The 26,969-nt window shown below is 59.2% G+C and carries 22 protein-coding genes; 6 read left to right on the forward strand and 16 right to left on the reverse strand.

Annotated elements, in window-relative coordinates; translation table 11 throughout:
• Positions 1–28 precede the first annotated feature (28 nt).
• The 6 genes from ACXHXG_RS07275 to ACXHXG_RS07300 form a co-directional block, all read right to left on the reverse strand.
• Positions 29–1,399, reverse strand: a complete 1,371-nt coding sequence (locus ACXHXG_RS07275; RefSeq protein ID WP_104823272.1) for an MlaD family protein — start codon at positions 1,397–1,399, stop codon at positions 29–31.
• Between the two features lie 9 nt (positions 1,400–1,408).
• On the reverse strand, positions 1,409–2,272 hold the full coding sequence (locus ACXHXG_RS07280; RefSeq protein ID WP_104823273.1) for an ABC transporter ATP-binding protein: 864 nt from the start codon (positions 2,270–2,272) through the stop codon (positions 1,409–1,411).
• 12 nt (positions 2,273–2,284) lie between these two features.
• A complete protein-coding gene (locus tag ACXHXG_RS07285) occupies positions 2,285–3,445 on the reverse strand; it encodes an ABC transporter permease (RefSeq protein ID WP_283050639.1) in 1,161 nt (386 codons plus the stop codon).
• A gap of 154 nt (positions 3,446–3,599) precedes the next feature.
• On the reverse strand, positions 3,600–4,820 hold the full coding sequence (locus tag ACXHXG_RS07290; RefSeq protein ID WP_104823275.1) for an MFS transporter: 1,221 nt from the start codon (positions 4,818–4,820) through the stop codon (positions 3,600–3,602).
• Positions 4,821–4,986: 166 nt separating this feature from the next.
• Positions 4,987–5,793, reverse strand: coding sequence for a UDP-2,3-diacylglucosamine diphosphatase (locus ACXHXG_RS07295; RefSeq protein ID WP_104823276.1), 807 nt, complete (start codon positions 5,791–5,793; stop codon positions 4,987–4,989).
• Between the two features lie 112 nt (positions 5,794–5,905).
• Positions 5,906–6,661, reverse strand: coding sequence for a glycerophosphodiester phosphodiesterase (locus ACXHXG_RS07300; RefSeq protein ID WP_457898892.1), 756 nt, complete (start codon positions 6,659–6,661; stop codon positions 5,906–5,908).
• 235 nt (positions 6,662–6,896) lie between these two features.
• Here ACXHXG_RS07300 and ACXHXG_RS07305 point away from each other — a divergent pair, with 235 nt between their 5' ends.
• Together ACXHXG_RS07305 and ACXHXG_RS07310 are read left to right on the forward strand one after the other, a co-directional pair.
• Positions 6,897–9,209: an NADP-dependent malic enzyme gene (locus ACXHXG_RS07305; RefSeq protein WP_283050643.1), complete on the forward strand. Its 2,313-nt coding sequence runs from the start codon at positions 6,897–6,899 to the stop codon at positions 9,207–9,209.
• A gap of 83 nt (positions 9,210–9,292) precedes the next feature.
• Complete coding sequence (locus ACXHXG_RS07310) at positions 9,293–10,213, forward strand: hypothetical protein (protein WP_457898893.1); 921 nt, start codon at positions 9,293–9,295, stop codon at positions 10,211–10,213.
• On the opposite strand, the gene ACXHXG_RS07315 is transcribed toward ACXHXG_RS07310, so the two are convergent.
• The 4 genes from ACXHXG_RS07315 to ACXHXG_RS07330 form a co-directional block, all read right to left on the reverse strand.
• Positions 10,173–11,045, reverse strand: a complete 873-nt coding sequence (locus tag ACXHXG_RS07315) for an ankyrin repeat domain-containing protein (protein ID WP_457898894.1) — start codon at positions 11,043–11,045, stop codon at positions 10,173–10,175. The two genes, ACXHXG_RS07310 and ACXHXG_RS07315, sit on opposite strands and share 41 nt — an antisense overlap.
• Positions 10,996–11,928, reverse strand: a complete 933-nt coding sequence (locus ACXHXG_RS07320) for an ankyrin repeat domain-containing protein (RefSeq protein WP_457898895.1) — start codon at positions 11,926–11,928, stop codon at positions 10,996–10,998. The genes ACXHXG_RS07315 and ACXHXG_RS07320 overlap by 50 nt, the downstream gene beginning before the upstream one ends.
• Positions 11,929–12,094: 166 nt before the next feature.
• Entirely contained in the window at positions 12,095–12,922 is an 828-nt protein-coding gene (locus ACXHXG_RS07325; RefSeq protein WP_283050647.1) for a TolB family protein, read from the reverse strand.
• A gap of 30 nt (positions 12,923–12,952) precedes the next feature.
• Positions 12,953–14,632, reverse strand: coding sequence for an NAD+ synthase (locus ACXHXG_RS07330; protein ID WP_285167328.1), 1,680 nt, complete (start codon positions 14,630–14,632; stop codon positions 12,953–12,955).
• A 190-nt stretch (positions 14,633–14,822) separates the two neighbouring features.
• Here ACXHXG_RS07330 and ACXHXG_RS07335 point away from each other — a divergent pair, with 190 nt between their 5' ends.
• Entirely contained in the window at positions 14,823–16,751 is a 1,929-nt protein-coding gene (locus ACXHXG_RS07335) for an LTA synthase family protein (RefSeq protein ID WP_457898896.1), read from the forward strand.
• Positions 16,752–16,941: 190 nt separating this feature from the next.
• Positions 16,942–17,490 (forward strand): DUF1003 domain-containing protein, encoded by a 549-nt coding sequence (locus ACXHXG_RS07340; RefSeq protein WP_104823284.1) that lies wholly within the window; start codon positions 16,942–16,944, stop codon positions 17,488–17,490.
• An 89-nt stretch (positions 17,491–17,579) separates the two neighbouring features.
• Here ACXHXG_RS07340 and ACXHXG_RS07345 read toward each other — a convergent pair whose 3' ends face one another.
• The 5 genes from ACXHXG_RS07345 to rpiA form a co-directional block, all read right to left on the reverse strand.
• Complete coding sequence (locus ACXHXG_RS07345) at positions 17,580–18,005, reverse strand: GFA family protein (protein ID WP_104823285.1); 426 nt, start codon at positions 18,003–18,005, stop codon at positions 17,580–17,582.
• A gap of 156 nt (positions 18,006–18,161) precedes the next feature.
• Positions 18,162–19,535, reverse strand: coding sequence for a class II 3-deoxy-7-phosphoheptulonate synthase (locus ACXHXG_RS07350; RefSeq protein WP_104823286.1), 1,374 nt, complete (start codon positions 19,533–19,535; stop codon positions 18,162–18,164).
• 147 nt (positions 19,536–19,682) lie between these two features.
• Positions 19,683–21,068, reverse strand: coding sequence for a glutathione-disulfide reductase (gene gor / locus ACXHXG_RS07355; protein ID WP_457898897.1), 1,386 nt, complete (start codon positions 21,066–21,068; stop codon positions 19,683–19,685).
• 138 nt (positions 21,069–21,206) lie between these two features.
• Positions 21,207–21,776 (reverse strand): DUF2059 domain-containing protein, encoded by a 570-nt coding sequence (locus ACXHXG_RS07360; protein ID WP_104823288.1) that lies wholly within the window; start codon positions 21,774–21,776, stop codon positions 21,207–21,209.
• 13 nt (positions 21,777–21,789) lie between these two features.
• Positions 21,790–22,491, reverse strand: a complete 702-nt coding sequence (gene rpiA / locus ACXHXG_RS07365; RefSeq protein ID WP_457898898.1) for a ribose-5-phosphate isomerase RpiA — start codon at positions 22,489–22,491, stop codon at positions 21,790–21,792.
• Between the two features lie 195 nt (positions 22,492–22,686).
• Between rpiA and ACXHXG_RS07370 the strand changes: the two genes are divergently transcribed.
• Entirely contained in the window at positions 22,687–23,361 is a 675-nt protein-coding gene (locus ACXHXG_RS07370) for an HAD family hydrolase (RefSeq protein ID WP_457898899.1), read from the forward strand.
• Between the two features lie 185 nt (positions 23,362–23,546).
• Entirely contained in the window at positions 23,547–24,716 is a 1,170-nt protein-coding gene (locus ACXHXG_RS07375) for a retroviral-like aspartic protease family protein (protein WP_457898900.1), read from the forward strand.
• 184 nt (positions 24,717–24,900) lie between these two features.
• On the opposite strand, the gene ACXHXG_RS07380 is transcribed toward ACXHXG_RS07375, so the two are convergent.
• Positions 24,901–26,802 carry a L,D-transpeptidase family protein gene (locus ACXHXG_RS07380; protein WP_283050666.1) on the reverse strand — a complete coding sequence of 634 codons (1,902 nt, stop codon included), beginning with the start codon at positions 26,800–26,802 and terminating at the stop codon, positions 24,901–24,903.
• Positions 26,803–26,969: the final 167 nt, after the last annotated feature.

Here is a 26,969-nt window from a genome sequence, read left to right on the forward strand (position 1 = left end):
TCCCCTGCAGCCCAAAAATCGCTATTCATCAACGCCGCGCCCGGCCATCATATTGCTTGACGGTATCGCCGCCGAAAATCAGGCGCTGCGGATTGCGGTCAAAGTTAGTGATTGTGTTATTAAGATTGTCAACCGTGCCTCGCATATCATTGATGAGAGACTGCACGTCGCGCAGGCCGCCACTCGAAAATTTCTGCAGGTTATCGGCGATAGGCCCGATCCGGGCGTTGAGATTGTCCGCCATCGTCTTGAAGGACTGGAGCGTGTCCCTGGCTTCCGCAAACAGCGACTTCGTATCACCGGAGCCGAGCAGCGAATCGACCTTGGTAAGAATGCCGTCGACCTTGTTGGAGGCGGAATTCAGCTTGTTGGAAATATCCTTGGCATTGGCGATCGTCACGTCGATATCTTGCTGATGGGCCGCCACCGAATTGGCGACATCGCGAATGGATATGACGGCCTTCCGGGCGTCCTTGGTCACCTCTGCGATATCGTCCATCGACCCCTTCACCTTGTTCGGATCGATTTGCGCCACGATCGCGTCGACGCGGTCGAGGGTCTTTTGCGCGTTCTGACCGAAGGTGGTGTAGGTATCGGCCGTCTGCTTGAAGGAGGCGATCGTCGCCTTCAGATCGGTCGTCGCGTCAGCCACATTGGCGGTGATCTTGTCTGCATTGTTGACGACGTCGTTGATCTTGTTGGCGTCGACCGCGCGCACCAGCTTCTCGACCGCATCCAGTGTCGACTCGACGCGTGGCGACACGCTCTTGATGGTATCGGAGAGCTGTCCGACGCTGGCGAGGAATTTGTCGATATTGTCGGAATTGTCAGCCAGCGCCTTGGAGAACTTCTGAGCGTTGCGCACCGTATCGGTCAACGGCCCGCGGGAATCGGTGATGAAACCCTGTATGTCGCCGATCGTGTCGTTGGCGCGGTTCAAGATCTTGTCGGCGGTGGTGAGAAGGTTTGTCACGCTCGACTGATCGGCGAGCAATACCGCCCGCTTACCGGTTTCGATCGAGCGCTTGAGGATGTTCTCGTCACCCTTGCGGCCGCCCGAAAGCTCGATATAGGCGGCACCCGTCAGGCCCTGGATTTCTAGAATGGCCTTGGTGGACGTATAGACCGGTGCGTCGGCGCGCACCTCGGTAAAGGCCAGCGAATAGTTCGGATCATCGGCATCGATCGAAAGCCCTTGTACCGAGCCGACCTGAATGCCGTTGAAGCGCACGGGCGAGCCGACGCTGAGGCCGTTTGCCGAACCGGGAATGCGAACGACCAGCTCGGCCATTGGACCGCCGCGGCCATATTCCGCCATCCAATAGACAAAGCCGAAGGCAGCCGCGATAACCAGCAGCGTAAAGAACCCGACGATCGTATAATTGGCTTTGGTTTCCATAGTCTCTAGTCACTTCCCGCGGCTGTGGGCGCCTGCGCCATTGTCGTCGTTGCGATGCCCGATATCCTCCCGCGGCACGATTGATCGCGCACGTTTGCCTCGGAAATAGGACTGCACCCATGGGTCATCACAGGCCAGCATGTCCTCAACCGTACCCTCCACCAATACCCGTTTCTGTCCGAGAACGGCAATACGGTCGCAGACGGAAAAAAGGCTGTCGAGGTCGTGGGTCACCATATAGACGGTGAGGCCAAGCGTATCCCGCAGCTTGGCAATCAGCTCGTCGAACTCCGCCGCGCCGATCGGATCGAGGCCGGAGGTCGGCTCATCCAGGAAAACGAGGTCGGGATCGAGCGCCAAGGCCCTGGCGAGGGCGGCACGTTTGATCATGCCGCCGGAAAGCTCGGACGGATATTTGTCGGCGGCATCGGCGGCGAGCCCTACCATCCGGATTTTCAGATGCGCCAGCTCGTCCATCAGCGCCTGCGGCAGATCGAGATATTCCCGCATCGGCACCTGAATGTTTTCCTTCACGGTCAGGGAAGAAAACAATGCCCCCTGCTGGAAAAGCACGCCCAGGCGCATATCGAGCCCGTTGCGTTCCGGCTCCGAGAGCTTGTCGTAATCTTCGCCGAGAATCTCGATGACGCCGGAACGGCGCGGCAGCAGTCGCAATACCGTGCGCAGCAGCACCGATTTGCCCGCACCGGAAGCGCCGACGAAGCCCAGAATTTCGCCGCGGTAAATATTCAGGTTCAATTTATCGAGCACCACTTTCGATCCGAAAGCGACGGTGACATCCCGTGCCGATAGCACGACGTCTCTGCCTTGCTCATCCTTATCCATCGGGATTTCCGAGTGAAGCGCGCTCATCCTTGGCAACCCTCAGAAATCGATCGCTGCATAGAACATGGCAAAAAGCCCGTCCATGAGGATCACCACGAAAATCGATTTCACAACGGACTGCGTCACATGCTGACCGAGAGACTCGGCGCTGCCACCCACCTTCAGCCCTTCGACCGCAGCAACGATGCCGATGACGAGCGCCATGAACGGCGCCTTGATCATGCCCGAGATGACGGTGGAGAGACTGATTGCTTCGTGCAGGCGCGAAACGAAAGTGGCGAAGGTGATACCGGAATAGGCCCAGGCAACCACCGCCGCACCGCCAAGCGAGGCGAAGTTTGCAATGATCGTCAGCAAGGGCAGCGCGACGGTCAACGCCACCAATCGCGGGAAGATCAGAACGCCGACCGGATTGAGACCCATGACCTTCAGCGCATCGACTTCTTCGCGCATCTTCATCGATCCGATTTCGGCAGTAATGGCGCTGCCCGAACGGCCGGCGATCATGATGGCGGTCAGAAGCACGCCGATTTCACGCAATTGCAGGATGCCGACGAGATCGACGACGAAGATTTCGGCGCCGAAATAGCGAAGCTGGAATGCGCCCTGCTGCGCGATGATGGCGCCGATCAGAAAAGACATCAGCAGGATGATCGGCACGGCGCGCACCGCCATGTGGTCGATCTGATTGACGATCGAAGCGGGCGACACACCGCTGCCGCGCCCAAACTTGAGCTGCGCGCCGCGCACCGCCGAACCGAGAATGTACATGGCCGCGATGAGGTTGCCCCAGATTTCGTAGACGCTTTCGCCGATCGGCGCAAAAAACCGTTCCGCCAAGGATTTCCTCGGCTTGGGCTCCGCGACCTCTTTGTCCGGTTCCTCGGTAAAGGCGGTCAACAGCTCATCGATATGGGGGTTTGAGCCCTCGATCCTGACGCTGGCGCCATGCCCTTCCTGGCTCTCCTTCAGGCGCCGGATCAGTAGCGCACCGGCGGTATCGACATCGGAGAGATCGGAAAGATCGATCACCACCTGATCGCCGCCGCGCTGTTTCGTAAGCTGATCGATCTGCCGCAGCACGCCATGCACATTGGCGCTGCGCCAATTGCCTTCCAGCCGATAGCGATGCCCGTTGCCATCGGGCTCGTCATCGATCCTTGGTGCATCGGGTTTCTGTTCGGCTGCTTTCAAACTCATGCGTCTTTCAGGTCTTGCGTCACAATCGCCGACTCAGGAATCCCAGCTCGACGCAAATGGTTAATATCCGAGTGCATACGCGATTTCCATGCCAAGCCGATGTCAAAATAGGCCATAGCATTTTGATATCCAAATGAATTCGTTTCGCACGGCCTCAGGAGGCCTCGCCCGCCCTTTCGCCAAACGCGGAACTGCGCGGTTGAAGGTTGCGGGCAAGGATCACCATAGCGAGGCCGAAGGCGGCAACACCGGCCATGACATAGTAGCTGGAAGGACCGAGCCACGCGTAAAGATAGCCGGACGCCAGGGTCATCAGCCCGAGGAACATGCCGTTATAAAAGAAATAGGAGCCCTGGGCCGATGCTTCCTGAGTTTCCCGCACCGAAGCAACGATGCGGCGCTGAATGCCGGTATGGACGCAGGCATAGGTGCAGGAGTGAAGACATTGCAGCACGAGATAGCCGGCGAAACCGAGATTGATCGGAAACAGTATCCAGCGCAGGACGCACACGCTCGAACCGAAGAAAATCAGCGTCCAGGCACTGAAGCGACGGCTCAGTGTTTTCGACAGGAAGAAAACCATGACCTCCGCCGTTACCCCTGCGCTCCAGAGAATGGCGATCTCTGTGCCTGAAAAACCGAGTTTGCGCCAATAGATCGATGCAAACGTGTACATCACGGCATGGCTCGACTGCTGTATCGACACACCGATCATGGTGATCAGCAATTGCGGCGAGCGCAGCCCACCGCCGGTCGGCGCCTGCAGGTTGATCGGCTGATTGCGCCGGCGTGTCGGCCCGATGCGCGGACAGAAGAAAGCCATCATGGTTGTCAGGAAGAAGCCCCCGACCATGGTGGGCAGAACCATGGTGGCGCCCCATTTGCCGATCATCTGACCGCCGATAAGGGTCGAGAAGATGAAGGCGATCGATCCCCAGACGCGCATCGAGCCATAATCGAACCCCCAGCGCCGCACGCCGGAAATGGCAATCGATTCTACGACAGGGACGTAAGGCGCGTATGTCGCCCCCTGAATGGCGTAGACCAGCAACACCGGCCAGAAATCATTCGTCCAATAAAGCGCGATCGCCGTCAGCAGTGACAATGCGCCCGACCAGAACAACACGTTCGCGCGTTCATCCACGCGATCGGCAAGTATTCCGACAATGGGCACGACGAGAACGCGCACCACCATCGGCACGGCGAGGATAAGACCGATCTCGCGGTCACCGAAATTCAGTCCCGTCAGCCAAACCGGGAAAAACGGCAGAGCAATGCCGTTGACGAGCAACGGAGCACAATAGGACAAGGCGGTGCGCAGACGAAAATGCGGAGGCGCGCCCTCGCCCGGGAGAGATTTTGTCGCGGGAATCATGACAGACCTGAAGGGAAACTGATTGTTCCCTATCACTCCATCGTGAATACGACTATGGCGAGAAATAGCCGAACCGAAACGTTTCGGATAAAATATGAGGCTGTCGTCAGATTGCAGCGATCAAAAATTGTGACGGGCCGTTATCGGACCCGTGAAGCGGCGCAAATTACGCCGCCTGTGCCCCGAGCGCTTCCGACACATCCTCGACGGCGGCGCTGACCGGCTGTGCCTCGGTGATCGACTGCCAGGTGATCAGCTCGAACGTGCCGTCTTCATGCTCGGCGATCGCCGTGCAGCTTTCGACCCAGTCGCCTGTGTTGATGTAGCGGATGCCATCGAAGTCCTCGATGACGGCATGATGGATGTGGCCACAGATGACGCCGTCGGCATCGTTGCGCTTGGCCTCTTCGACCACGACGCGCTGGAACTCGCCGATGAAATTGACCGCATGCTTGACCTGAAGCTTCGCCCAGGCCGAGAACGACCAATAGGGCATGTTCAGGCGGCGGCGAACGGCGGCAAGGCCGACATTGATCAGGATGGCCATATCGTAGGCCCAATCGCCGAGATAGGCGAGCAGGCGCGCGTTGCGAACGACGACGTCGAATTCGTCGCCATGCAGGACGAGATACTTCTTGCCGTCGGCGGTCTCGTGGATCGCCCGCTCGGCCACTTCGATGCCGCCGAAATGCATGCCGGGGAAATCACGCAGGAATTCGTCGTGATTGCCGGGGATATAGACGATGCGGGTGCCCTTGCGCGCCTTGCGCAGCAGTTTCTGCACCACGTCGTTGCAATCCTGCGGCCAGTACCAAGTGCGCTTCAGCCGCCAGCCGTCAACGATATCGCCGACAAGGAAGATGGTGTCCGCTTCGTGATGACGCAGAAAATCGATCAGATAGTCCGCCTTGGCTGCTTTCGAGCCCAGGTGCACGTCAGAAATGAATAGCGTTCGAAACCGCCTGACATTCATGTTTTCATTCACGAACTCAATGTCCGTGCCCTATCCTACGTTGGCTATTCCAAAATCAGACTCGTGTTTCAGGATGATGACAAATCCTGTGCGAGAGGCCTGTTGCGGACGATCAGCCGCGCTTTGCAGCTATGGCGAGATCCGGCCGATCGGTTGTGAAACTTGCGACGCCGAGGCGAAACATCGCCCTTGCCGCTTCACTCGTATGCGCCGCCCAGCCATGCACCGTCACGCCGCTTTTCCGAAAGAGGTCCATCACTTCGGCATCGATGGTGTCGGCCCGCAAGGCAATCTCGTGGACGCCAAACCGGCCAAGCGCGGCAAGAATGCCTCTCCAGCCGATTTGCGCGGCTGTCTGCGGCGAACAGAGAAAGATGAGGCCGAGAAGCTCGCCGACATTCAGGCCACGCTCCTCAAGCGCGGCACTGAAGGCTTCCAGGCGCGGGAGCGCGAAACTGGTCAACATTGTCCGCTTCAGCATGTCGGTCGCCAGCAACTCGTCCGCAATGCGGCCTTCCATGCCGGCATAGGGTTTGCCGTCCAGCCTCGTCTTGATCTCCAGCCGAAGGTCGACCGGGGACGGCCCGAAGATGTCGATGGTTTCGGCAAGTGTCGGAATGGTCTCGCCGCCGCTGCCGATGACGATATGGCGCATCAGTTCGTCATGGCTTAAGTCGGCGATCGCGCCCTTGCCGTCCGTCATGCGGTCGATCAGCGCGTCGTGATGGACGACGAGCTTGTCGTCACGCGTCTGATGCACGTCGAATTCGACGAGATCGACATCGAGTTTAGCGGTTTCGGAAAAGGCGAGCCTGGTGTTTTCGGGCCAAAGATGCGAACCGCCGCGGTGGGAAGCAATGAGGGTCATGGAGGCTCCTCTGTTTTTTGCCCTCATAGGCTCACGCCATGAACCCCTTATGACGCATTCACTTTTCGCTTACCATCGGGCTCGAATGTCACCGTTGCGGGACAAGAAAACAATTGTGAAAACGGCGCTACAAAAAACCTTTCCTCTGCGTCAATTGCATACTGTGCACCCTGAGTGATTGATGTATGCAGGGACTCAAAAAGCGCGAGTGCGCAAGCAGAAACGGAGAAGCGTGATGGATACGCACGACACATCGAAGGCAGCCAAGAACATGGCGAGCGGCAATCTCGACGAACAGGCTCTCTTCTTTCATCGCTATCCCCGCCCCGGCAAGCTGGAAATCCAGGCGACGAAGCCGCTCGGCAACCAGCGTGACCTGGCGCTTGCCTATTCTCCCGGCGTTGCCGCGCCCTGCCTCGCCATCCGCGACAATCCGGAAACGGCCTTCGACTACACCTCGCGCGGCAATCTCGTCGCGGTCATATCAAACGGTTCGGCTGTCCTCGGTCTCGGCAATATCGGTCCGCTTGCCTCCAAGCCGGTGATGGAAGGCAAGGCTGTACTCTTCAAGAAATTTGCCGGCATCGACGTCTTCGACGTCGAAATCGCCGCGCCTACCGTCGATGAGATGGTCAGCACGATTTCGGCGCTGGAGCCGACCTTCGGCGGCATCAATCTCGAGGACATCAAGGCACCCGAGTGCTTCGACGTCGAACGTCGTCTGCGTGAGAAGATGGAAATCCCGGTCTTCCACGACGACCAGCACGGCACCGCCATCATCGTTGCCGCCGCTATTCTCAACGGGCTGGAATTGGCCGGGAAGAAGATCGAAGAGGTCAAGATCGTCGCCTCGGGCGCTGGCGCCGCCGCGCTCGCCTGCCTCAACCTGCTGGTCATCCTTGGCGCCAAGCGCGAAAACATCTGGGTCCACGATATCGAGGGCCTCGTCTATGAAGGCCGTACCGAGCTGATGGACGAATGGAAGTCCATTTATGCGCAGAAGAGCGACAAGCGCGTGCTTGCCGAGTCGATCCCCGGCGCCGACGTCTTTCTGGGCCTCTCCGCCGCCGGCGTGCTGAAGCCCGAGCTGCTGGAGCAGATGGCGGAAAAGCCGCTGATCATGGCGCTCGCCAATCCGACACCCGAAATCATGCCGGATCTCGCCCGTGCCGCCCGGCCGGACGCGATGATCTGCACCGGCCGCTCGGATTTTCCGAACCAGGTCAACAACGTCCTCTGTTTCCCCTACATCTTCCGGGGGGCGCTCGATTGCGGCGCCAAGACGATCAATGAGGAAATGAAGATGGCCGCAGTGCGCGCCATCGCCTCGCTTGCCCGCGAGGAGCCGTCCGATGTCGCCGCCCGCGCCTATAGCGGCGAAACGCCGGTCTTCGGGCCGAATTATCTGATCCCCTCGCCCTTCGATCCGCGTCTGATCCTGCGCATTGCGCCTGCCGTTGCGAGAGCCGCGGCCGAAAGTGGCGTGGCCCTGCGCCCCATTGCCGATTTCGACGCCTATATGGACGAACTCAACCGCTTCGTCTTCCGCTCGGGCTTCATCATGAAGCCGATCTTCGCCGCCGCGAAGATCGCAGAGCGCAAGCGCGTCGTCTTCTCCGAAGGCGAGGATGAGCGCGTACTGCGCGCTGCCCAGGTTCTTCTCGAAGAGGGCACCGCTGCTCCGATCCTGATCGGACGTCCCTCCGTTATCGAGACCCGTCTGAAGCGCTATGGCTTGAAGATCCGGCCGAACACCGATTTCGCCGTCATCAATCCGGAAGACGATCCGCGCTTCCGCGAATATGTCGACCTCTACTTCTCGCTGGTCGGCCGCAGCGGCGTCATTCCGGAAGCGGCGCGAACGATCGTGCGCACCAACACCACGGTCATCGGCGCCCTGGCAGTAAAGCGCGGCGAAGCCGACGCGCTGATCTGCGGCCTCGAAGGCCGTTACGAGCGCCATCTGCGCATCGTCCGCCAGATCATCGGCAAACGCTCCGATGTTCGCGACTTCTCGGCGCTCAGCCTGCTGATCTCGCAGCGTGGCGCGACGTTCTACACCGACACCTATGTCAACTTTAATCCGAATGCTGAGGAGATCGCCGAGTCAACGGTGCTGGCGGCCGAAGAAATCAAACGTTTCGGCATCTCGCCCCGCGCCGCCCTCGTTTCGCATTCGAACTTCGGTTCGCGGGAGTCGGAAAGCGCAACCAAGATGCGCAAGGCGCTGGCGCTTGTCCGCGAGATGGCACCGGAGCTGGAAGTCGACGGCGAAATGCACGGCGACAGCGCTATTTCCGAAAGCCTGCGCCGCCACGTCATGCCCGACAGCACGCTTTCCGGCGAAGCGAACCTGCTCGTCTTCCCAAATCTTGACGCGGCCAACATCACGCTTGGTGTGGTCAAGACCATGACCGATGGCCTGCATGTCGGCCCGATCCTGCTCGGCACGGCGCTTCCGGCGCACATCCTGTCGCCCTCTGTCACGTCGCGCGGCGTCGTCAACATGGCGGCCCTCGCTGTGGTCGAGGCTTCTCAGCCGAATTGAGCGAACACGCTCGTCGGTGCCGTCTTCTGAGGCGGCCACCGGCGAGCTCTTGGCAACCCACCTCTGATCGTGCCGACAATAACTTGCCTGCCAATCTCACCAGACGGCGACAAGTGGCAAACCGAGCTGCCTCTTCGATTCTTTCGCAAGAATTTTCCCATCCGAACCGTATTTCTGATAGGTTTGTTGTTAAGCTCCACGCTGTATCGTTTTTCAAAGTCGAACCGCTTTCGAAGAGCAAAATCGTGAACCGCGGCAGAAATTACGTCTCTTGTCTTTTACTGTCCCTGCTGGCTGCATCGCCGGCTTTTGCACAGACGAATACCATCTGCGACGAACTGCATGGCCGGTATGCTAATATCACGGAAGTTGTCGGCGCCAGTACCGAGACACGGCAGCTTTCTCGCGCCATCGCCCAACAAAATACCATGATCCGCCGGCTCAAGAGCGATATGCGCATTCAGGGCTGCTCTTACGACAGCAGCATGGTGAATATCGGCGGCTCAGGCGATAGCGGCGACTGCGATGAAATGGAGAACTCGCTAGACCGCATGGAGCAGGACCTGGGTTCACTGATGGATGAACGTGAGCTGAGCTTGACCCGCATCGACGCTGAAAGGGCACAGCGCCGGCAATTGCTCATTGCCATGCAACGGCAGGGCTGCAACGCCCCGGCTTCGGCCCAGCCGGACACTGTTATCAATACCCGACTGAAGCCGGAACCCTATGCGCCTGAAGAGCAGTCGCTGGCGGAACCGGAAAGCTCGGTCACAAGCATCGAGACGCAGAAGCCCCGGACAGACGCGACGCTGCCACAACGGCAGATGCCGGCGACACCGGCACCGTCGATTACCCAAATTCAGCCCAGACAAATGCCGGCGGACCGGCCTTACGATCCCTCAGCAAACAAGGTGCGCCAGGTCGGGCCGCAATTCCTCGCGACCGACCAGGGCAGCCTCGATCTCAAACATCCAAAGACGGCTGGTCCTCAGCCGGCACAATAGGCGCTTTGAGCAGCGAGACGATCGCCTCATTGCCTGTCTCCCGCGCCAGATCCCTGTATGAGCGGCCGGATGCATCCCTCACCGAACGATCCGCGCCGTGCTCCAGCAGAAGGCGCATCGCATCGACCTGAGCATTGCGGATCGCAAAGCCGAGCGGCGTCAACCAGTCGCGCTCTACGCTCGCCTGTCCGTGTGGACGGAAATCGCCGAAGCGGATGTTCATCCGGTCAGGATGCGTATTCAGATATGCGGCCAATCGCTCAACTTGGCCAAAGGCAGCCGCGGCAAAGATATCGAGTGGTTGTGTCTTCAGGAATTCGACCATCTCCTCCTTGCCGTTATACTCCGCCCAATCGATCGGCGGTGAATAGTAATAGGCATCGCGGATAGTGGTATCGGCGCCGTGTTCGATCAGCAACTTCGCCATATCGATGTGGCCATGCAAGGCAGCCTCATGCAGCGGCGTGCGGCTGGTCATGGCGTTGATGTCGAGGCCGAGGGCCAGCATGCGGCGAACGGGCTCGAAGGCATTGTCCGCCGCAGCTTCGTGCAGCATTGCTGGGTGGGTTCGCCGCATCGCCGCGGGAATGTCGAGGTCCGGCACCATTCGTCTCATTTGGTCAATCGATATTTCGCCGGTCATTATTTGAAGGTAAAGCCAATCCTCCTGCTTCAAGCGAACGGCAACAGCGCCCTTCTGTACAAGGTATAGCGCAAGATCCTTGTCGCCACCGATCCGCGCCCATTCGAAGGGCGTTCGGCCATTGACCGGCTTGTTGACGTCAGCCCCATTCTCGACCAGCAGCCTGACGCGCGCCCATGCGCTTTTCACAGGCCCAAGCCAGTTGATAGTCGAACACCGTCTGCGAATTCGCCACCATCAGACCGTCTTCGCGCACCAGCCAATTGTTCTTGTCGGCGGCGGAAAGCCCGTATTCAAGCAGCAATTCCAGGCAGGAATTGTCGGGCTCGAACATCCGGTTATAGAGCGCCTGGCTGTCATTCACTTCCGCGCCGGCGTCGAGCAATAGGCGCGCGAAAGCCTCCCAATCAGGGTGTGGCGGCTGCCGGACCTTGCCGGCTTCGCCCTCTCCGAAGACGCCGGTCAGCGCCGTGAAGCGATATTGGCCGCCGTCGAGGAAGAAGGCGTCGGGATCGGCCCCACGCTCGACAAGGACTCGCGCCGCCGACAAGCTGGACCGACCGGGCAAACGAGCATAGGCGGCATAGAGCAAGGGCGGCCAATCGTAAGGCCCGCCTTTCCGATCGAGAAGCTGTGGCTGGCGATCGAGCCAGCGCGCCACACCGGCGGCGTCGCCAAGCGCCGCGGCAATGTAGATGCTGTCCCCGGTAATTTCACGATGAGCCTCCAGCAATTGCAGCGCCTCCTCGAAGCGTGCCGGATCTGCCGGAACGTGGGAGAAATAGGAAACCGTCGCCAGCGACAGGAATTGATTGGCAAGCTGATCTAGGGGAGTTTGCTCGCGATTGGCGCTTTCCAGATGCGCCTTGAGTTTCGTCCAGCTTGAGAAGCCATATTCGCGGGCAAGAACAAGCTGGATGTCCTGAAGCCCGACTTCGAGCGCATCGGCGAAATACGGTGCGACGCGACTGCGTGCCGATGAATCACCGGAATGAACGGCTTTCAGAAAAGCCTTGGCCTGTTTTTTCAGGGAATCGACGGTGGCATTGCCCGCCAGAGAGCGCGTGGTCACGAAAGACCTCCTTTCATTCACGTCCGGTATCCGCGCCCACAGACTGAAAAGAGGTGTGGCAGTCTTACGTTCTATGCATCAGGTGGGCCTTGCCCTTCCCGCGGATCGGATGCGCCCTGCGAACGATCCGGAACTTATCGCGAGCCGTCTGGCCTGTCCAGAGCGATCAGGCCGGCTCGTAGCGGACATAGGCGAACTCATCGCCATTGGGCGCCCAGTTCGGCACATTGATCGTCCCCTGCCCGCCGAAGAGCTCGAACAGCGTCGTCAGATTGCCGCCATCCATATCCATCAGCCGCAGCCGGACATGGAGATCGCGCGGATGGTCGAAGACATCTGGATCGTAGGAGATCAGCACGACCTTATCGTTCTTCGGCGACGGATGGGCGAACCAGTTGCCGTAGTTGTCGTTGGTGATCTGTTGTAGCCCGGTCCCATCGGGATGGATGCGCCATATCTGCATCAGACCAGTGCGGCTGGAGTTGAAATAGATCCATTGCCCATCGGCGGAATAGTCAGGGCCGTCATTGCGTCCCTCGCCATGCGTCAGCCGTGTCTCTTCGCCGCCGTCGATCGAGATCGTATAGATATCGAAGATATCGTCGCGAATGCCGCAATAGGAAAACCGCCGCCCATCGGGCGACCAGCCATGCCAATAGGAGGGCAGATTGCGCGTCACTTGCCGCGGGGTGCCGCCTTCGGCCGGCAGCACATAGATGCAAGACTTGCCGTGTTCCGTTTTGTCGGAAATGGCGATCAGGGAACCGTCGGGCGATATGCCGTGGTCGTTGTTGCAGAGCGTCGCAAAACCGGTATCGACCTGAACGGCCTCGGCCTTGCCGTCTAGCGGAAGCCGATAAAGCAGGCCATCGCCGTTCAGCAGGAGGTAGCGCCCATCCGGCGAAAAGTTCGGCGCCTCGACCAGCCGCTCGGTCTGCCAGACGACGCGGTTTTCACCGGTGCGGATATTGTAGATCTCGACCGAGCTGCGCATTGCCTCTCCATTCGCCGTAGGGGACTGCGATCAACGATCGCGGAACCGGTTGGTGATCGGATAGCGCCGATCGCGACCGAAATTCTTCTTGGTGATCTTCACGCCCGGCGCCGACTGGCGGCGCTTGTATTCGGCGAGATAAAGCAGATGCTCGACGCGATGGACGGTGGCGACGTCATGCCCGCGCGCAACGATCTCCTCGACCGCCATTTCCTTTTCCACCAGGCACTCGAGGATGTCGTCGAGCACCGGATAGGGCGGTAGCGAATCCTGGTCCGTCTGGTTCGGCCGCAGCTCGGCAGACGGCGCCTTGTCGATGATGTTGAACGGGATCACCTCTCCCGATGGGCCAAGCGCTCCCGGCGGCACATGCAGATTGCGCCAGCGCGACAACGCATAGACCTGCATCTTGTAGAGATCCTTGATCGGATTGAAGCCGCCGTTCATGTCGCCATAGAGCGTGGCATATCCAACAGACATTTCCGACTTGTTGCCCGTGGTCACCACCATCGAGCCGAATTTGTTGGAAATCGCCATGAGAATGGTGCCGCGGGCACGGCTCTGCAGATTTTCCTCGGTAATGCCGCTGTCGGTCCCTTCGAATAGATCGGAAAGCGCCGAGGTGAAGCCGGTCACCGGCTCCTCGATTGGCACGATGTCGTAGCGGCAGCCGAGTGCCTTGGCACAATCGGCCGCATCCTTCAGGGAATCCTCCGATGTATAGCGGTAGGGCAGCATGACGGTGCGCACCCGCTCCTCGCCCAGCGCATCGACGGCAATCGCAGCGCAGATCGCCGAGTCGATGCCGCCGGAAAGACCAAGCACGACCGATTTGAAGCCGTTCTTGTTCACATAGTCGCGGAAACCCAGCAGGCAGGCGCGATAATCGGCCTCCTCGCCTTCCGGAATATGCGCCATCGGACCCTCGGCGCAATGCCAGCCATTGCCGTTCTTCTTCCAGGTCGTCACCGCCAACGCGGTTTCGAACTGGCTCATCTGGAAGGCCAGAGTTTTGTCGGCGTTGAAGCCGAAGCTTGCACCGTCGAAAACCAGTTCGTCCTGACCGCCAACCTGGGCCGCAAAGATGAGCGGCAAACCCGACTCGATCACTTGCCGTAACGCGACCTGGTGACGGACATCGACCTTGCCGCGATAGTAGGGCGAGCCGTTCGGAACCAGAAGAATTTCCGCCCCGCTTTCGGCTAGCGTTTCGCAGATGCCGAGATCGTTCCAGATTTCCTCGCAAATGGGGAGACCGATGCGAACACCCCGAAAATTGACCGGCCCCGCAACGGTACCTTCATCGAAGACCCGCTTCTCGTCGAACTCGCCATAGTTCGGCAGATCGACCTTGTCTCTGATGAAGATGATCTTGCCGCCGTCGAGCACAGCGACCGAATTGTAGCGACCGGTGTCGTCCTGGCGGGGAAAGCCGATGACAACGCCCGGGCCGCCATCGGCAGTATCCGCAGCAAGGCTCTCCACAGCTTTCCGGCAGGCGCGGATAAAGGCTGGTTTCAACACCAGATCCTCTGGCGGATAACCGGAGATGAACAGCTCCGTCAGCAACACGAGCTGCGCGCCCTCGCGCGCCGCCTCGGCCCGCGCTTCCCGCGCCTTGGCAAGGTTGCCGGAGACATCGCCGACTGTCGGGTTGAGTTGCGCGACAGCGATCCGGATGGTCTGGGTGATGGGGCTTTGTTCTGTCATGCCATATATTTAGCGAGCGCCACCCCGTTCCGCAACAGCCTTCGGCCCTCTTCAAGCGCCAAAGATGGCGCTGCTCGCAGAGGACATATTTCGCCACCAAAAAATACTAAGTAAGCCTTGCGGTTCAGCCGCCATTCATGACAGAGAGGCGACAATTATGTGACGGTTTTGTAACAATTGGAGAGGGCCGTTGGTCGCCTTGATCCCCAGTTCCGTGTTGGCTGGCAGATTTGCCATTCTGCAAAAGCTTGGTGCGGCGAGCCGGCAATCGACGGTTTTACGCCAGCTTCAGAGCCTTGCGCTGACCTTCCTGCTTGCGCTCTTCACCGTCATCGCCGTCGAGTGGATTGCGCGTGGTGAGCTGACGGATCTTCCCGGCTATTTCGATTCGCCTATTCATCCCGGCTTCGCTACGATCGGCATCGTCATGCTCCTGATGCTCGCGCTTGACGCCGTGTTCGGCCGCGCGCATCAATCGATCTTGGTGGTTGTGCCTCTGGTGCTGGTTCCGGCCCTTATCTCCAACCAGAAACAGTATTATCTTTCCGATCCCCTTTATCCTTCGGATTTCCTTTTTGCGCACCAGATCCTGGAACTCATGCCGGTGATCGTGCGTGAGCGCCCGTGGACCGCGGCTGCGGTTGCCGTCGGCATCATCGCCTCGATTGTCGCGCTCGCCTTCCTCTGGCGCTACGCCTGGCGACATGCGACAGCGCTTTCGCGCAATGAGAGGGTCGCGCGGCTCTCCGTCTGCCTGCCGCTCATGACCGTCTTCGTCTCGCAGATGGATCCGACGCAAAATTCGTTCATCCGCGAAAAACTGCGCATCATCCCCATCGTCTGGGATCAGAAGGAAAATTACGCTTACAACGGCTTCATCATCGCTTTCTCGCTCAACCTGCCGATGGCGGACGTCAAAGCGCCTGGCGGATATGGACCAAATGCGATCGACGCCATACCCGCCCGCAATTATGGCTATCTTTCCGGCCCACGCGAAAAGCCCGACATCATCATGCTGATGAGCGAGTCTTTTTGGGATCCGACCAGGCTTTCCAATCTGACCTTCACGCCCGATCCCATGCCGAACATCCGCGCGGCGCAGTCGGGCTATGTCTTCTCTCCCGAATTCGGCGGCATGACCGCCAATGTCGAGTTCGAGGCACTGACCGGCTTCTCCAACGCCTTCCTGCCCTATGGCAGCATTCCCTACCAGCAGTATGTGCGTCGGCCGATGCCCTCACTTGCCACCTTCTTCCGCGGCGAAGGCTATGCAGCGCGTTCCATCCATCCGTTCAGCGGCTGGTTCTGGAACCGCAACGAAGTCTACAAGGCTTTCGGTTTCGAGGAGTTCCGCACCGAGGAGACCATGCCGCCTATGGAAAAACGCGGCCTTTTTGCCTCCGACGACTCGCTGATGAAGGAGATCATGCGCGAGGGCGACGCCATGGAGCGGCCGTTTTTCTTCTTCGCTGTCACCCTGCAGGGTCACGGTCCCTATGAAGCGCATCGCTACGCCGAGAATACGGTCGATATCAAAGGCGATCTGAGCGACGCCGATCGCGACACGCTCGCGACCTATGCGCAAGGCGTTCGGGAAGCCGACCAGAGCTTGAAAACGCTGATGGATTGGGCTTCGAAGCGCGATCGCGAGACGATTATCGTCCTCTGGGGCGATCATCTGCCGCCGCTTGGCACGGTCTATCCGGATACGAATTACATGCCCGAACAGGTGGCGACCCGAAAAGCGTCGCTCGATGTGATGAAGCGGCAGCATGAAACACCGCTGGTCATCTGGTCGAGCAAAAAGGGCGTGCGTAGGGATGTCGGAACGATCAGCCCGTCGCAACTGCCCTATCATATCCTGAAGACCGCCGGCTACGAGCACCCTTTCTACACCGGATTTCTCGGGCGTCTGCAGAAGAAATACACGATCATCGATCGTTATCAGCTCGCGACGCGCGACAATCAGGCGTTTCCGGATTGGGCTCGCAAGGAGCAAAACCTCGATCCGCTAATGCGCGACTACCGCTCCCTGCAGCATGACGTCATGTTCGGACACGAATATGGGCTCGACCGCTTCTTCCCGTCGCATGCCTGGCTGGTCGGCCAGGGCAGTTAGAGCAATTCCAGGAAAAGTGCGAAGTATCCGTCTTAGTCAAGCTTGTTGGTACGTCCAAAAGCGATCCTCTCGGATGAGAGCGATTCCGTGAAACGCTGAACCGCTCTACACTGCAACCCTTTTTGCATTGCAATTCCATCGGGCAGTCGAATACTTGCGGCCAAAGCGACCAAGTCTTCGGAGCGTTCCCATGTATAATCTACCCAATTTCGTTCATCAGCATTTCGACAAAACGGCCGAGGAACTCGGCGAGATCGAAAAGCGTGTATTGAAAAAGGCGCATGAGCGGAAAATCGTTTCCACCGACATCAACGCTGCCTTTTCTGCCGAGGCATCCACGGGCGCACGCCTCGCCGACAGCATTGCCCGCGTCGGCGGCTCCTGGTCTTTCATACTCGCCTTCCTGGCGTTCCTCGTCGTCTGGTGCGTCGTCAACACCATCGTGCTGATGACCCGCGCCTTCGACCCCTATCCCTTCATTTTCCTCAACCTCGTCCTCTCCATGCTCGCCGCGATCCAGGCCCCGATCATCATGATGTCCCAGAACCGCCAGGCCGAACGCGACCGCTTCGAGGCCGCAAAGGACTACGAAGTCAATCTCAAGGCGGAACTGGAAGTTCTCTCCCTGCATCAGAAGATCGACCTGCACGTTCTGACGGAACTATCCGCCTTGCGCGAGGAATTCGCACGGCTGAGCAGTAGGATCGAAGACAAGAGTAGCGGCGGGTCGATCGTCTAAGCTGGCTGACCTCGGGCAGCAGATAGTCGGATCGCCCGTCGAGGCGGTAGTTGCGAGGCTTTGGAAGTGTCGCGCCAGCCGACAAGAACCTAATCCGAAGGCCCCGCCGTCAGCAATCCCGGCCGGCCCTGTCTGTATTGCGGCAATCCATCGTCGATCTCGTAAAAATCGCCCTTGTCGGCGCAGTAGATATGATAGGCCAGTTTCAGATCGCTGGGGCTGTCGAAGAGGCCGGCCATGATCGAGATTTCCTTGGCCTCGTCAGCTACCCAGAAAAGCGCCGAACCGCAGGTTCGGCAGAAACCGCGACGGGCAAAGGAGCTGGCGCGGTACCAGGTGATCGCGTCTTCGCCTTCGATCGTGATGTTGTCGAGGGGGACATTAGTCGCCGCGTAATAGAGCCCCGTCTGCTTGCGGCATTGCGAGCAGTGGCAGCCGACCACCTCCCGCAATGGGCCATGTGTCTTGAAACGTACGCTGCCGCAAAGGCAGGCACCGGTGTGATCGTCGTTCATGCTGATCCCTCTCTTTTTCAACAAGTTTGACGATGATGTCGTTCGCGTCAAATGCAAAGAAATGAAGCAGGATTCAGCGAGATTGATTGCAAGAGCACAAAAGAAAAGGGCCGGCATAACCGACCCTTTTCGCAGATGATGATTTTACAGCTTCGATCAGCCGTGTGCGCGCAGACGCTTTTCGTCGCGGCCGCCCTTCATGCGTTCGGCGAGCAGGAACGCCAGCTCGAGCGCCTGGTCGGCATTGAGACGCGGGTCGCAATGGGTGTGGTAACGATCCTGAAGATCCTCGGCGCCGACGGCGCGGGCGCCGCCCGTGCATTCGGTCACATCCTTGCCGGTCATCTCGATGTGGATGCCGCCCGGATGCGTGCCTTCGGCGCGATGGATTTGGAAGAAGCTTTCCACTTCCGACAGGATGCGTTCGAACGGACGCGTCTTGTAGTTGTTGAGCGTGATCGTATTGCCGTGCATCGGATCGCAGGACCATACGACCTTGCGGCCCTCGCGCTCGACGGCACGGATGAGGCGCGGCAGGTTGTCGGCAACCTTGTCGTGGCCGAAGCGGCAGATCAGCGTCAGGCGGCCGGCTTCGTTCTGCGGGTTCAGAACATCGATCAGGTTGATGAGATCGTCCGCCTGCAGCGAAGGACCGCACTTCAGACCGATCGGGTTCTTGATGCCACGGAAATACTCGACATGGGCATGATCGGCCTGGCGCGTGCGGTCGCCAATCCAGAGCATATGGCCCGAGGTCGCATACCAGTCGCCAGTCGTGGAATCGACGCGGGTGAAGGCTTCTTCATAGCCCAGAAGCAGCGCCTCATGGCTGGTGAAGAAATCGGTCTCGCGCAGGCTCGCATTGCTCTCGGCCGTGATGCCGATCGCTCTCATGAAATCCATGGTCTCGCCGATACGATCGGCAAGCTTGCGGTAGCGCTCGCCCTGCGGGCTGTCCTTGACGAAGCCGAGCATCCACTTCTGCACGTTTTCCAGGTTGGCGTAGCCGCCCATGGCAAAAGCACGCAGCAGATTCAGCGTCGCGGCAGACTGGCGGTAGGCCATCATCTGACGATCCGGATTGGGGATGCGCGCTTCTTCGGTGAACTCGATGCCGTTGATGATGTCGCCGCGATAGCTCGGCAGCGAGACACCATTCTGCGTTTCGATGTTCGAAGACCGCGGCTTGGCAAACTGACCGGCAATGCGGCCGACCTTCACGACAGGCAGTTGCGCACCAAACGTGAGGACGACGGCCATCTGCAGGAAGGCACGGAAGAAGTCGCGGATCGTGTCGGCGCCATGCTCAGCGAAGCTTTCGGCGCAGTCACCACCCTGCAGCAGAAAACCATTGCCTTCGGCGACGTTGGCAAGATGCGCCTTCAGACGACGAGCTTCACCGGCAAAAACGAGCGGCGGATAGCTTGCAAGCTGCGCTTCGGTAGCCTCCAGCGCTGCCTGATCCGGATATTCCGGCACCTGCTGGATCGGTTTTTGCCGCCAACTGCTCGGTGTCCAATTGTCTGCCATCTCACTCACCTGTTTCCGCACCCGGTCTTTGCCAAGTGTCCCGTCGCCATAAATAACGCGCGCTTATAAACCTTTGCCCGCCGCTTGCAAAGGCGAACCATCTCTTCGAGAGGTCTTTTATGCACCGTGGAATTACTACCCTATTCCTTATACGCGCTCGCCGTTGCGGATGCGATAGCTTGGCGTGTACATCGTCACCAGCTCTTCGGAGGCCGTCGGGTGAACGGCCATGGTGCGGTCGAAATCTTCCTTGGTGCAGCCGGCTTTTACGGGAATGCCGAGAAGCTGCGCCATCTCGCCGGCGTCGTGGCCGAGAATATGCGCTCCGATCACCTTGCGGTCGGCGGCATTGACGATCAGCTTCATGATCATCTTCTCACTACGACCCGACAAGGTCGCTTTCATCGGCCGGAACTGGGCGCGATAGACTTCGAGTTCCGGATAACGCTTGGCGGCTTCCTCTTCAGTCAGGCCCACCGTGCCGATCTCCGGCTGCGAGAAAACGGCAGTCGGGATCAGTTCATGATCCGGACGGGTCGGATTGTTCTTGTAGACGGTTTCGATGAAGCACATTGCCTCGTGGATCGCCACCGGCGTCAATTGTACCCGATCGGTGACATCGCCAAGCGCATAGATGTTCGGCACCGATGTCCGCGAATATTCGTCGACGATGATGGCGCCGAGTTCGTTGATCGCTACGCCGGCAGCTTCGAGCCCGATATTCTTCGTGTTCGGCGTGCGGCCGAGCGCCAGCATCACCGTGTCCACCGTCAGCCGCTTGTCGTTCTTCGTCAGAACGCTCAGGCCATCGTCCGTCTTCGTCACGCTCTCGATGATGTCATGGCAGAGGATGCGAATGCCCTTGGCCTCCATTGCCTCATGCAGGCCCTTGCGCAGGTCCTGGTCGAAGCGCGAAAGGATCTCGGCGCCGCGATAGATCAACGTCGTCTCGACACCGAGCCCGTGGAAGATGTTGGCGAATTCCACGGCGATATAGCCGCCGCCGGCGATCAGGATGGACTTCGGCAGCTCCTCCAGGTGGAAAGCCTCGTTGGAAGAGATGCAGAGTTCGTGGCCGGGCAGCGCCGCATGGAGGTTCGGCGTACCGCCGGTGGCGACAACGATCGTTTCGGCGGTGACGGTTCTGCCTGTTTTCAGCAGACGGATCGTATGGGCATCCACCAGCTCGGCGCGAGTATCGAAGATCTCGGCCTTGGCATTGTCGAGCCCCTTGCGATAGAGCCCTTCCAGGCGGGCGATTTCTTTATCCTTCGCTTCGATCAGCTTCTTCCAGTCGAAGGTGCTTTCGCCCACCGTCCAGCCGAATCCCGTCGCATCCTCAAAATGCTCGCTGTATTGCGAAGCGTAGACAAAGAGCTTCTTCGGAACGCAGCCGCGGATAACGCAGGTGCCGCCATAACGATATTCCTCCGCGATGCCGACCTTCTTCCCGAGGGACGCGGCAACGCGCGCGCCGCGCACGCCACCGGAACCGCCGCCAATGACGAAAAGATCGAAATCAAAGGAAGACATCGAATACTCCTGCAGAAATGGAAGGGCACGCGACGCGCCGAAAAGGGGTCGGCACTGATATAGGATTTCGAAGGGCAAAAAGAAAAGCCCGGAACGATATCCGGGCTTTGAAATTCGAGGGCCTGGAAAGGATCAGGCTTACTTCTGCTTCTGCGTCGGTGCAGGCTGAGCGTTGTTGGTGGCATCCGTCGGCGGGGAAACGATCGGAGCCTTCACCACCTTCTGCAGAGCATCGCTGCTCTGGTTGGCGAGATCGCGCGAAATGCCCTGACCCCAGATATCGGCCGCCTTGTAGAGCGCGCGCGTTGCGATCGGGCCGTCCTTGAGAAGCTTCTTGCCAGCCGGGGAGTTGTAGAAATCGGCGATCGCCTTCAGCTCGTCGGTGCTGAAAGCCTTTGCGTAGGTCACAGCGGCTTCCCGCTCCAGGTCGGCGCGGCGCGGCGCCAGAGCAAGTGCGGTTGCATCGACGGACGAATTGATGGCGTCACCGAAGTTCGGGTTCGCCTGGATCATCGTGCTCTTCAACTGCTCGGCGAGATTCGGCAGGATGTTGTCGAACTGGTTCGTGATGCCAAGCGCGTTGATCGCCGCCCGTGCGGCCTTGATCTGCTCTTCCGTGACTTCCTGAGCGCTGGCGGAACCGAGCGCGATGCCTGAAAGAACGATGGTCGCAGCGGCAAAACGGCCAAGACCCGCTATTTTGATCATGAGTTCAGTGCTCCTATGTATTGTTCGCCTGCAACGTGCGCGCGCCGGCGGGACCGGCAATGATCGCAAGTGTCGCCATGTTGATGAAGAGCCCGTGTTCGACAACACCGGGAATCGAATTCAGCTCAATCGACAGCGCCTCTGCATCAGGAATGCGGCCAAAAGATGCGTCGATAATGAAATGCCCGCCGTCGGTAACGAAGTTGCCGCCACCCGACTGGCGCAGGCTGAGCGCGCCGGAAAGGCCGAGGCGGGACGCCACCTTCTCGATCTGGATACGGGTGGAAACGAGGCCGAAGGGATTGACCTCGATAGGCAGCGGAAACGCGCCGAGCGTCTCGACGACCTTGCTCTCGTCGGCAATGACGATCATCCGTACCGACGAACCCGCGACGATTTTTTCGCGCAGCAATGCACCGCCGCCGCCTTTGATCAGCCGCAGGGCGCCATCCACCTCGTCGGCACCGTCGATGGTGAGGTCGAGCTCTGGAAGTTCATCGAGCGACTTCAGCGGCACGCCGAGTTCGACACAGAGCCGCGCGGTACGCTCGGAGGTCGGAACGCCTTCAATCACAAGGCCTGCCGCAACCTTTTCGGCGAGCAGCCGGACGAACTCTTCCGCCGTGCTGCCCGTGCCGATCCCGAGCCGCATGCCGCTCTCGACATGGGCCAGAGCCGCTCTTGCAGCTTCGATCTTCAATTGGCGGGCGTCCATGCGCCACATGCTCCCGTTTATTACGTTGGAGTGCTGTTTACACGGCTCTCCCTGCAAACGAAAGCCAAAATAACGGCGCTTCATAGAAATCCGCGGCCATATTCGGCGGGGCTTAAAGAGGCTTTGGTTGCAATTGCCAGCCCGATCTTTTAACTCCAAAAGACCCGCTTCTTCTTACCCAAAGGCCAATTCCTCGTGAAATCTCCCCTTGTCGTATTCGATCTCGACGGCACGCTGCTCGATACCCATGCGGATCTCGTCGAAAGCCTCAACCACACGATTGCCGCATTGGAATTGGCGCCGGTCAGCTATGGCGACCTGACCTACCTCGTCGGCAACGGCGCTCAGGTCATGATCGAACGCGCCTGCAAGCTGCGTGGCTATATATTGAAGCCGGAGGAACTGCCGGCGCTATTGCAGCGATTCATCGCCCACTACACCGAAACGATGCCCGGCCTGACGCAACCCTATCCGGGTCTGCTTGCCGCGTTAGAGGTATTGAAAACGCAAGGCTACAAGTTCGCCGTCTGCACAAACAAGATGGAGGCGCTTGCCCGCACCCTTTTGGAGCGGCTTGGGCTCACCCACTATTTCGAGGCCATCACCGGCGGCGATACCTTCACCGTTCGCAAACCGAATGCGGAGCACCTGATCGGCACCGTCGAGCGCGCGGGCGGCGACCTTCGCCGGACGGTGATGATCGGCGACAGCATCAACGACATTCTGGTTGCCCGCAATGCCGGCGTCCCTTCCATCGCTGTCCCCTTCGGTTACTCCGACGTCAGCGTCGACACGCTCGGTCCGAGCCGAGTCATCGCGCATTATGACGAACTGACTCCGGCGCTCGTACGCGATGTGTTAGCGGCATAGAGCCGGATATCGGCAGCAATCCGTTGGTAAAGTTGTAGCGGCCCTTGCGCGATTCACGCTGCTACGCCACAACTTGTCGACGCTTCAATACAAACGTGATGTCGGCCGGAAATTGCGACGCAAATCAGCCAGCAGTCTGCACCAAGGAGGAAGCGCAGAGGGCAATTTGATGGCGGAGCGCGCGCTTGCTGGTAGCAGATCCTGAAGACCGCAATGGCGGTAGATTGCCCTCTCGCAGAGGATGGCTCGCGCCAGTCGTTCGCACACTTACAATCTTTGCCGCCCTATGCGCGGCACTGGCATTCTATATCTACGGCGACCGCGTCGTCGGCTATCTCGAAGAAGCAACCGCCGCCAAGCCCGACCCGGCACTGCTCGCCGTCTATGAAAAATACGAAATTGAGCCGCTGCCGAACGTCGTTGCCGGCCGCAAATCAATGGCCAACTACCTCGACATGCTGCGCCGGGAGCCCTGCGACTGGAATGCGCTCTATAATTTTTCCGCTGAATTGCAGACGCAAGGGTATCGCCGCGAAGCCGCGAAAGCGCTGGTCGCGTTTTCCCGCAAATGTACGCCTTCCAATATCGCGCTCCAAAATGCGGCAAGCATTCTTCTCGGCCTCAGCGACTTTGGCGAAGCGATGAAGGTCTCGGACGAGTTGGTTGCGATGACGCCGGGCATACCGGACTTCTATTTTCTGCGCGGACAGATCCGGCAAGGCGCAAAGAAATACAGCGATGCCATCGACGACTATTATTCCGTTATTGGCCTTACCGATAACGTCGCCACCTTGAACAGTCTCGTGTTCCAGGGCATTTCCGACAGCTACCGCGCTCTCGGCGACTACTGCGCGGCGATCACGCCACTTCAGACCTGGGTATCGATCAATCCCGATCATAACGACACTGCGGTGGTGCGCGGAATCATCAAGAATTATACCGCGCAAGGAAAATGCGCGACGACCTATGCGACGGGCAGCGACCGCTTTCCAACCCAAGGCAAGAACGTGATCGTCGCCAAGGTCAACATCAATGGCATGGACGGCAAATTCATCGTCGATACCGGCGCGAGCTTCATTGCCGTCACCAAGGCATTCGCGGCGCGAGCCAAGCTGCCCCTTGACGAAGCCGGCGACATTTCGCTGCAGACTGCCAATGGCGTCTCACAGGGTACGCGCACGACATCCACAACGGTCAAGGTCGGACACGTGGAGGCCAACGACGTCACCACCATCGTTCTCGGCGACGAGGCGGCCTTGGGAGACGACATAGATGGCTTGCTGGGTCGGTCGGTCCTGTCACGTTTCGATGTAACATTCGGAAGCCGCGAATGGCGGATCGAGACGAAAAACTGATCCGCTATCGGCCAAGAACCGCACCCATCGCCTGCGGCCGCGATTTTCCTTCAGGCAAATCCAGGCGCTTCTCAGACCTTATTTAGCGCCGGAAATGAGCAACATACCGGCGACGGCGAAAGGCGGCATGCAAAAAAGGCGGCCCGAATGGACCGCCTTTTCTTTTTCAAACACGAGCCTGCAATCAGATCTGTGCGGTGCGCGCCTTCGTGGTCGCGTCGAGCGCCTTCTGTGTTGCCGCATCGCGATCGTAGACATCGTTGAAATACTGCACGACGCCGTCCTTGTTCGGCCAGGCGGTGAAGTAGGCGATATAGATCGGGAACTTCTGCGGCACGGGTACCGCCTTGTTCTGGCCGGTGGCGATCTGCTTTGCGATGTCATCCACCGTCGTGTTCAGCACGGCAGCGGCCATGGCGCGCGGATCGGCAAGGCGGACGCAGCCGTGGCTGAGCGCACGCATATCCTTCTTGAAGAAGCTTTTTTGCGGCGTGTCATGCATGTAGATCGCATGCGAATTCGGGAAGAGGATCTTCAACTCGCCCAGCGCATTGTCGCTGCTCGGCGGCTGGCGCACGGAGACATTCTGTGTCGAACCGTACCAATCGACGCTGGATGACGCGACGGCATGGCCACCGACTTCAACCTGGTAGCCCATACGGTCGAGATAGTTCGGATCGGCGCGCAGCTTCGGCAGCATTTCGTTGATGATAATCGACTGCGGAACGCCCCAGAACGGGTTGAACTCGACCGTCTGGACCTGATCCTCAAAGAAGAAGGTCTGATGTTCCTTGCCGCCGACGACGACGCGCATCGACAGTTGTTCATGGTTGTTGTTGTGGTAGTAGACCATGAAGGCCGGCTGGTTGATGAAGACGTAGCGCGGGCCAAGTTCACTCGGCAGCCAGCGCAACTGCTCCATGGCGATGACCAGCTTCTGGACCTTCGTATCGTTGTTTTCACCGACCATGGCGCGAACGGAAGACTGGCCGATGACGCCGTCTGCCGTCAGGCCTTTTTCCTTCTGGAAGTCTTCGACCAACGAGACGAGCTCTGGCGTATAGTCCGGCGTGCCCTTGTAGGCAGCAAGCGTCACGGCGTTCTTGACCTTCAGCGCATCCGAGCCGCGATGCTGGATAGCCTTGACGATGTTTGCCATCTCCGGCGAGCTGCCGCCCGGCTTTAGGGTGCCGTTCAGCGAGATGGAGATGTGCGTGCTGTCGTTGCCGCTTTCTGCGCGAAGCTTGGCAAGCTCAGCCTTCAGCTCCGAGAACTCCTGGTTCGAGGGGCTGCGGCTGTTGAGATAGGCGGCAACATCCGGGCTTGCGCGCAGCAGGCCGAGAACCGGCGTCAGGTTGACGTCCTTGCGCTTGAAATCGTGGTAACCGGAGATCTTGTTCGGGTCGAGACGGCCACGGATCGTATCCTGAACGAACATCAGCACCTTGCCGGAAAGTGCAAGCTCGAATTGCATCAACGCGCGGTCCCGCATTGTCGGGTCGACGCTTGCCGGATCGAAGCTCGGCGCCTGCACGGCATAATCGGCAGGGTCGAGGCCAACGGAACCCGCATCGGCCAGAACCGCCATGGCAGCCTTGGCCTTGTCGTTGATGACATTGTCGGCAACCCAAAGGAGCGGCTTGCTCTGATCGGCGTAGTAGGCCTCGAGCGCCTTGGCGACATCATTCGTCGCCATCACGCGAGCTTCGGTCAGATAGCGACGCTGCGAAGCGCTGGTGTCGACAGCGACCGGCGTCGAAGACGCATCAGCGACCGCCCCCGTCACCACCGGATCGGCAAAACGGTTGGACGCCACGAGGCGCATAGCCTCGGGCTTGTAGGTATAATATTTAGGCGCACTGACGCTGGGCAGCGGCTCTTTCGCCTGTGTTGGCGCGGTAGCGCCAATACCAGTCTGTGCCGGATTGGCAGTGACCGGGGCGGAAACTTGAGTGCTCTGCTGACGCCCCTGCCCGCCACGAATGAAATCCATGAGGGTCATCGCGTTCGCGGATGTCGCGCCGGCGGCGGAGAGGCAGCAGGAAAGAGCCAGAACGGATGCTGCGGCTTTCATGACAAGTTTCATTCTCTAATCAGTCCCCGTATCAAGCGGTATCTTCGAGACAGACGGTGCTGTTTTCCAATCAACTCGGCCGCGATGTTCCAAACACCGTTTAACCATTAGAATGAAAACGGCCAGACCCCGTCTTTCGTTCAATGCCTCAACTTTGTGTGAAAAAGCGAAAGCAGGCT

The organism is Rhizobium sp. LEGMi-198b (genome assembly GCF_054114205.1).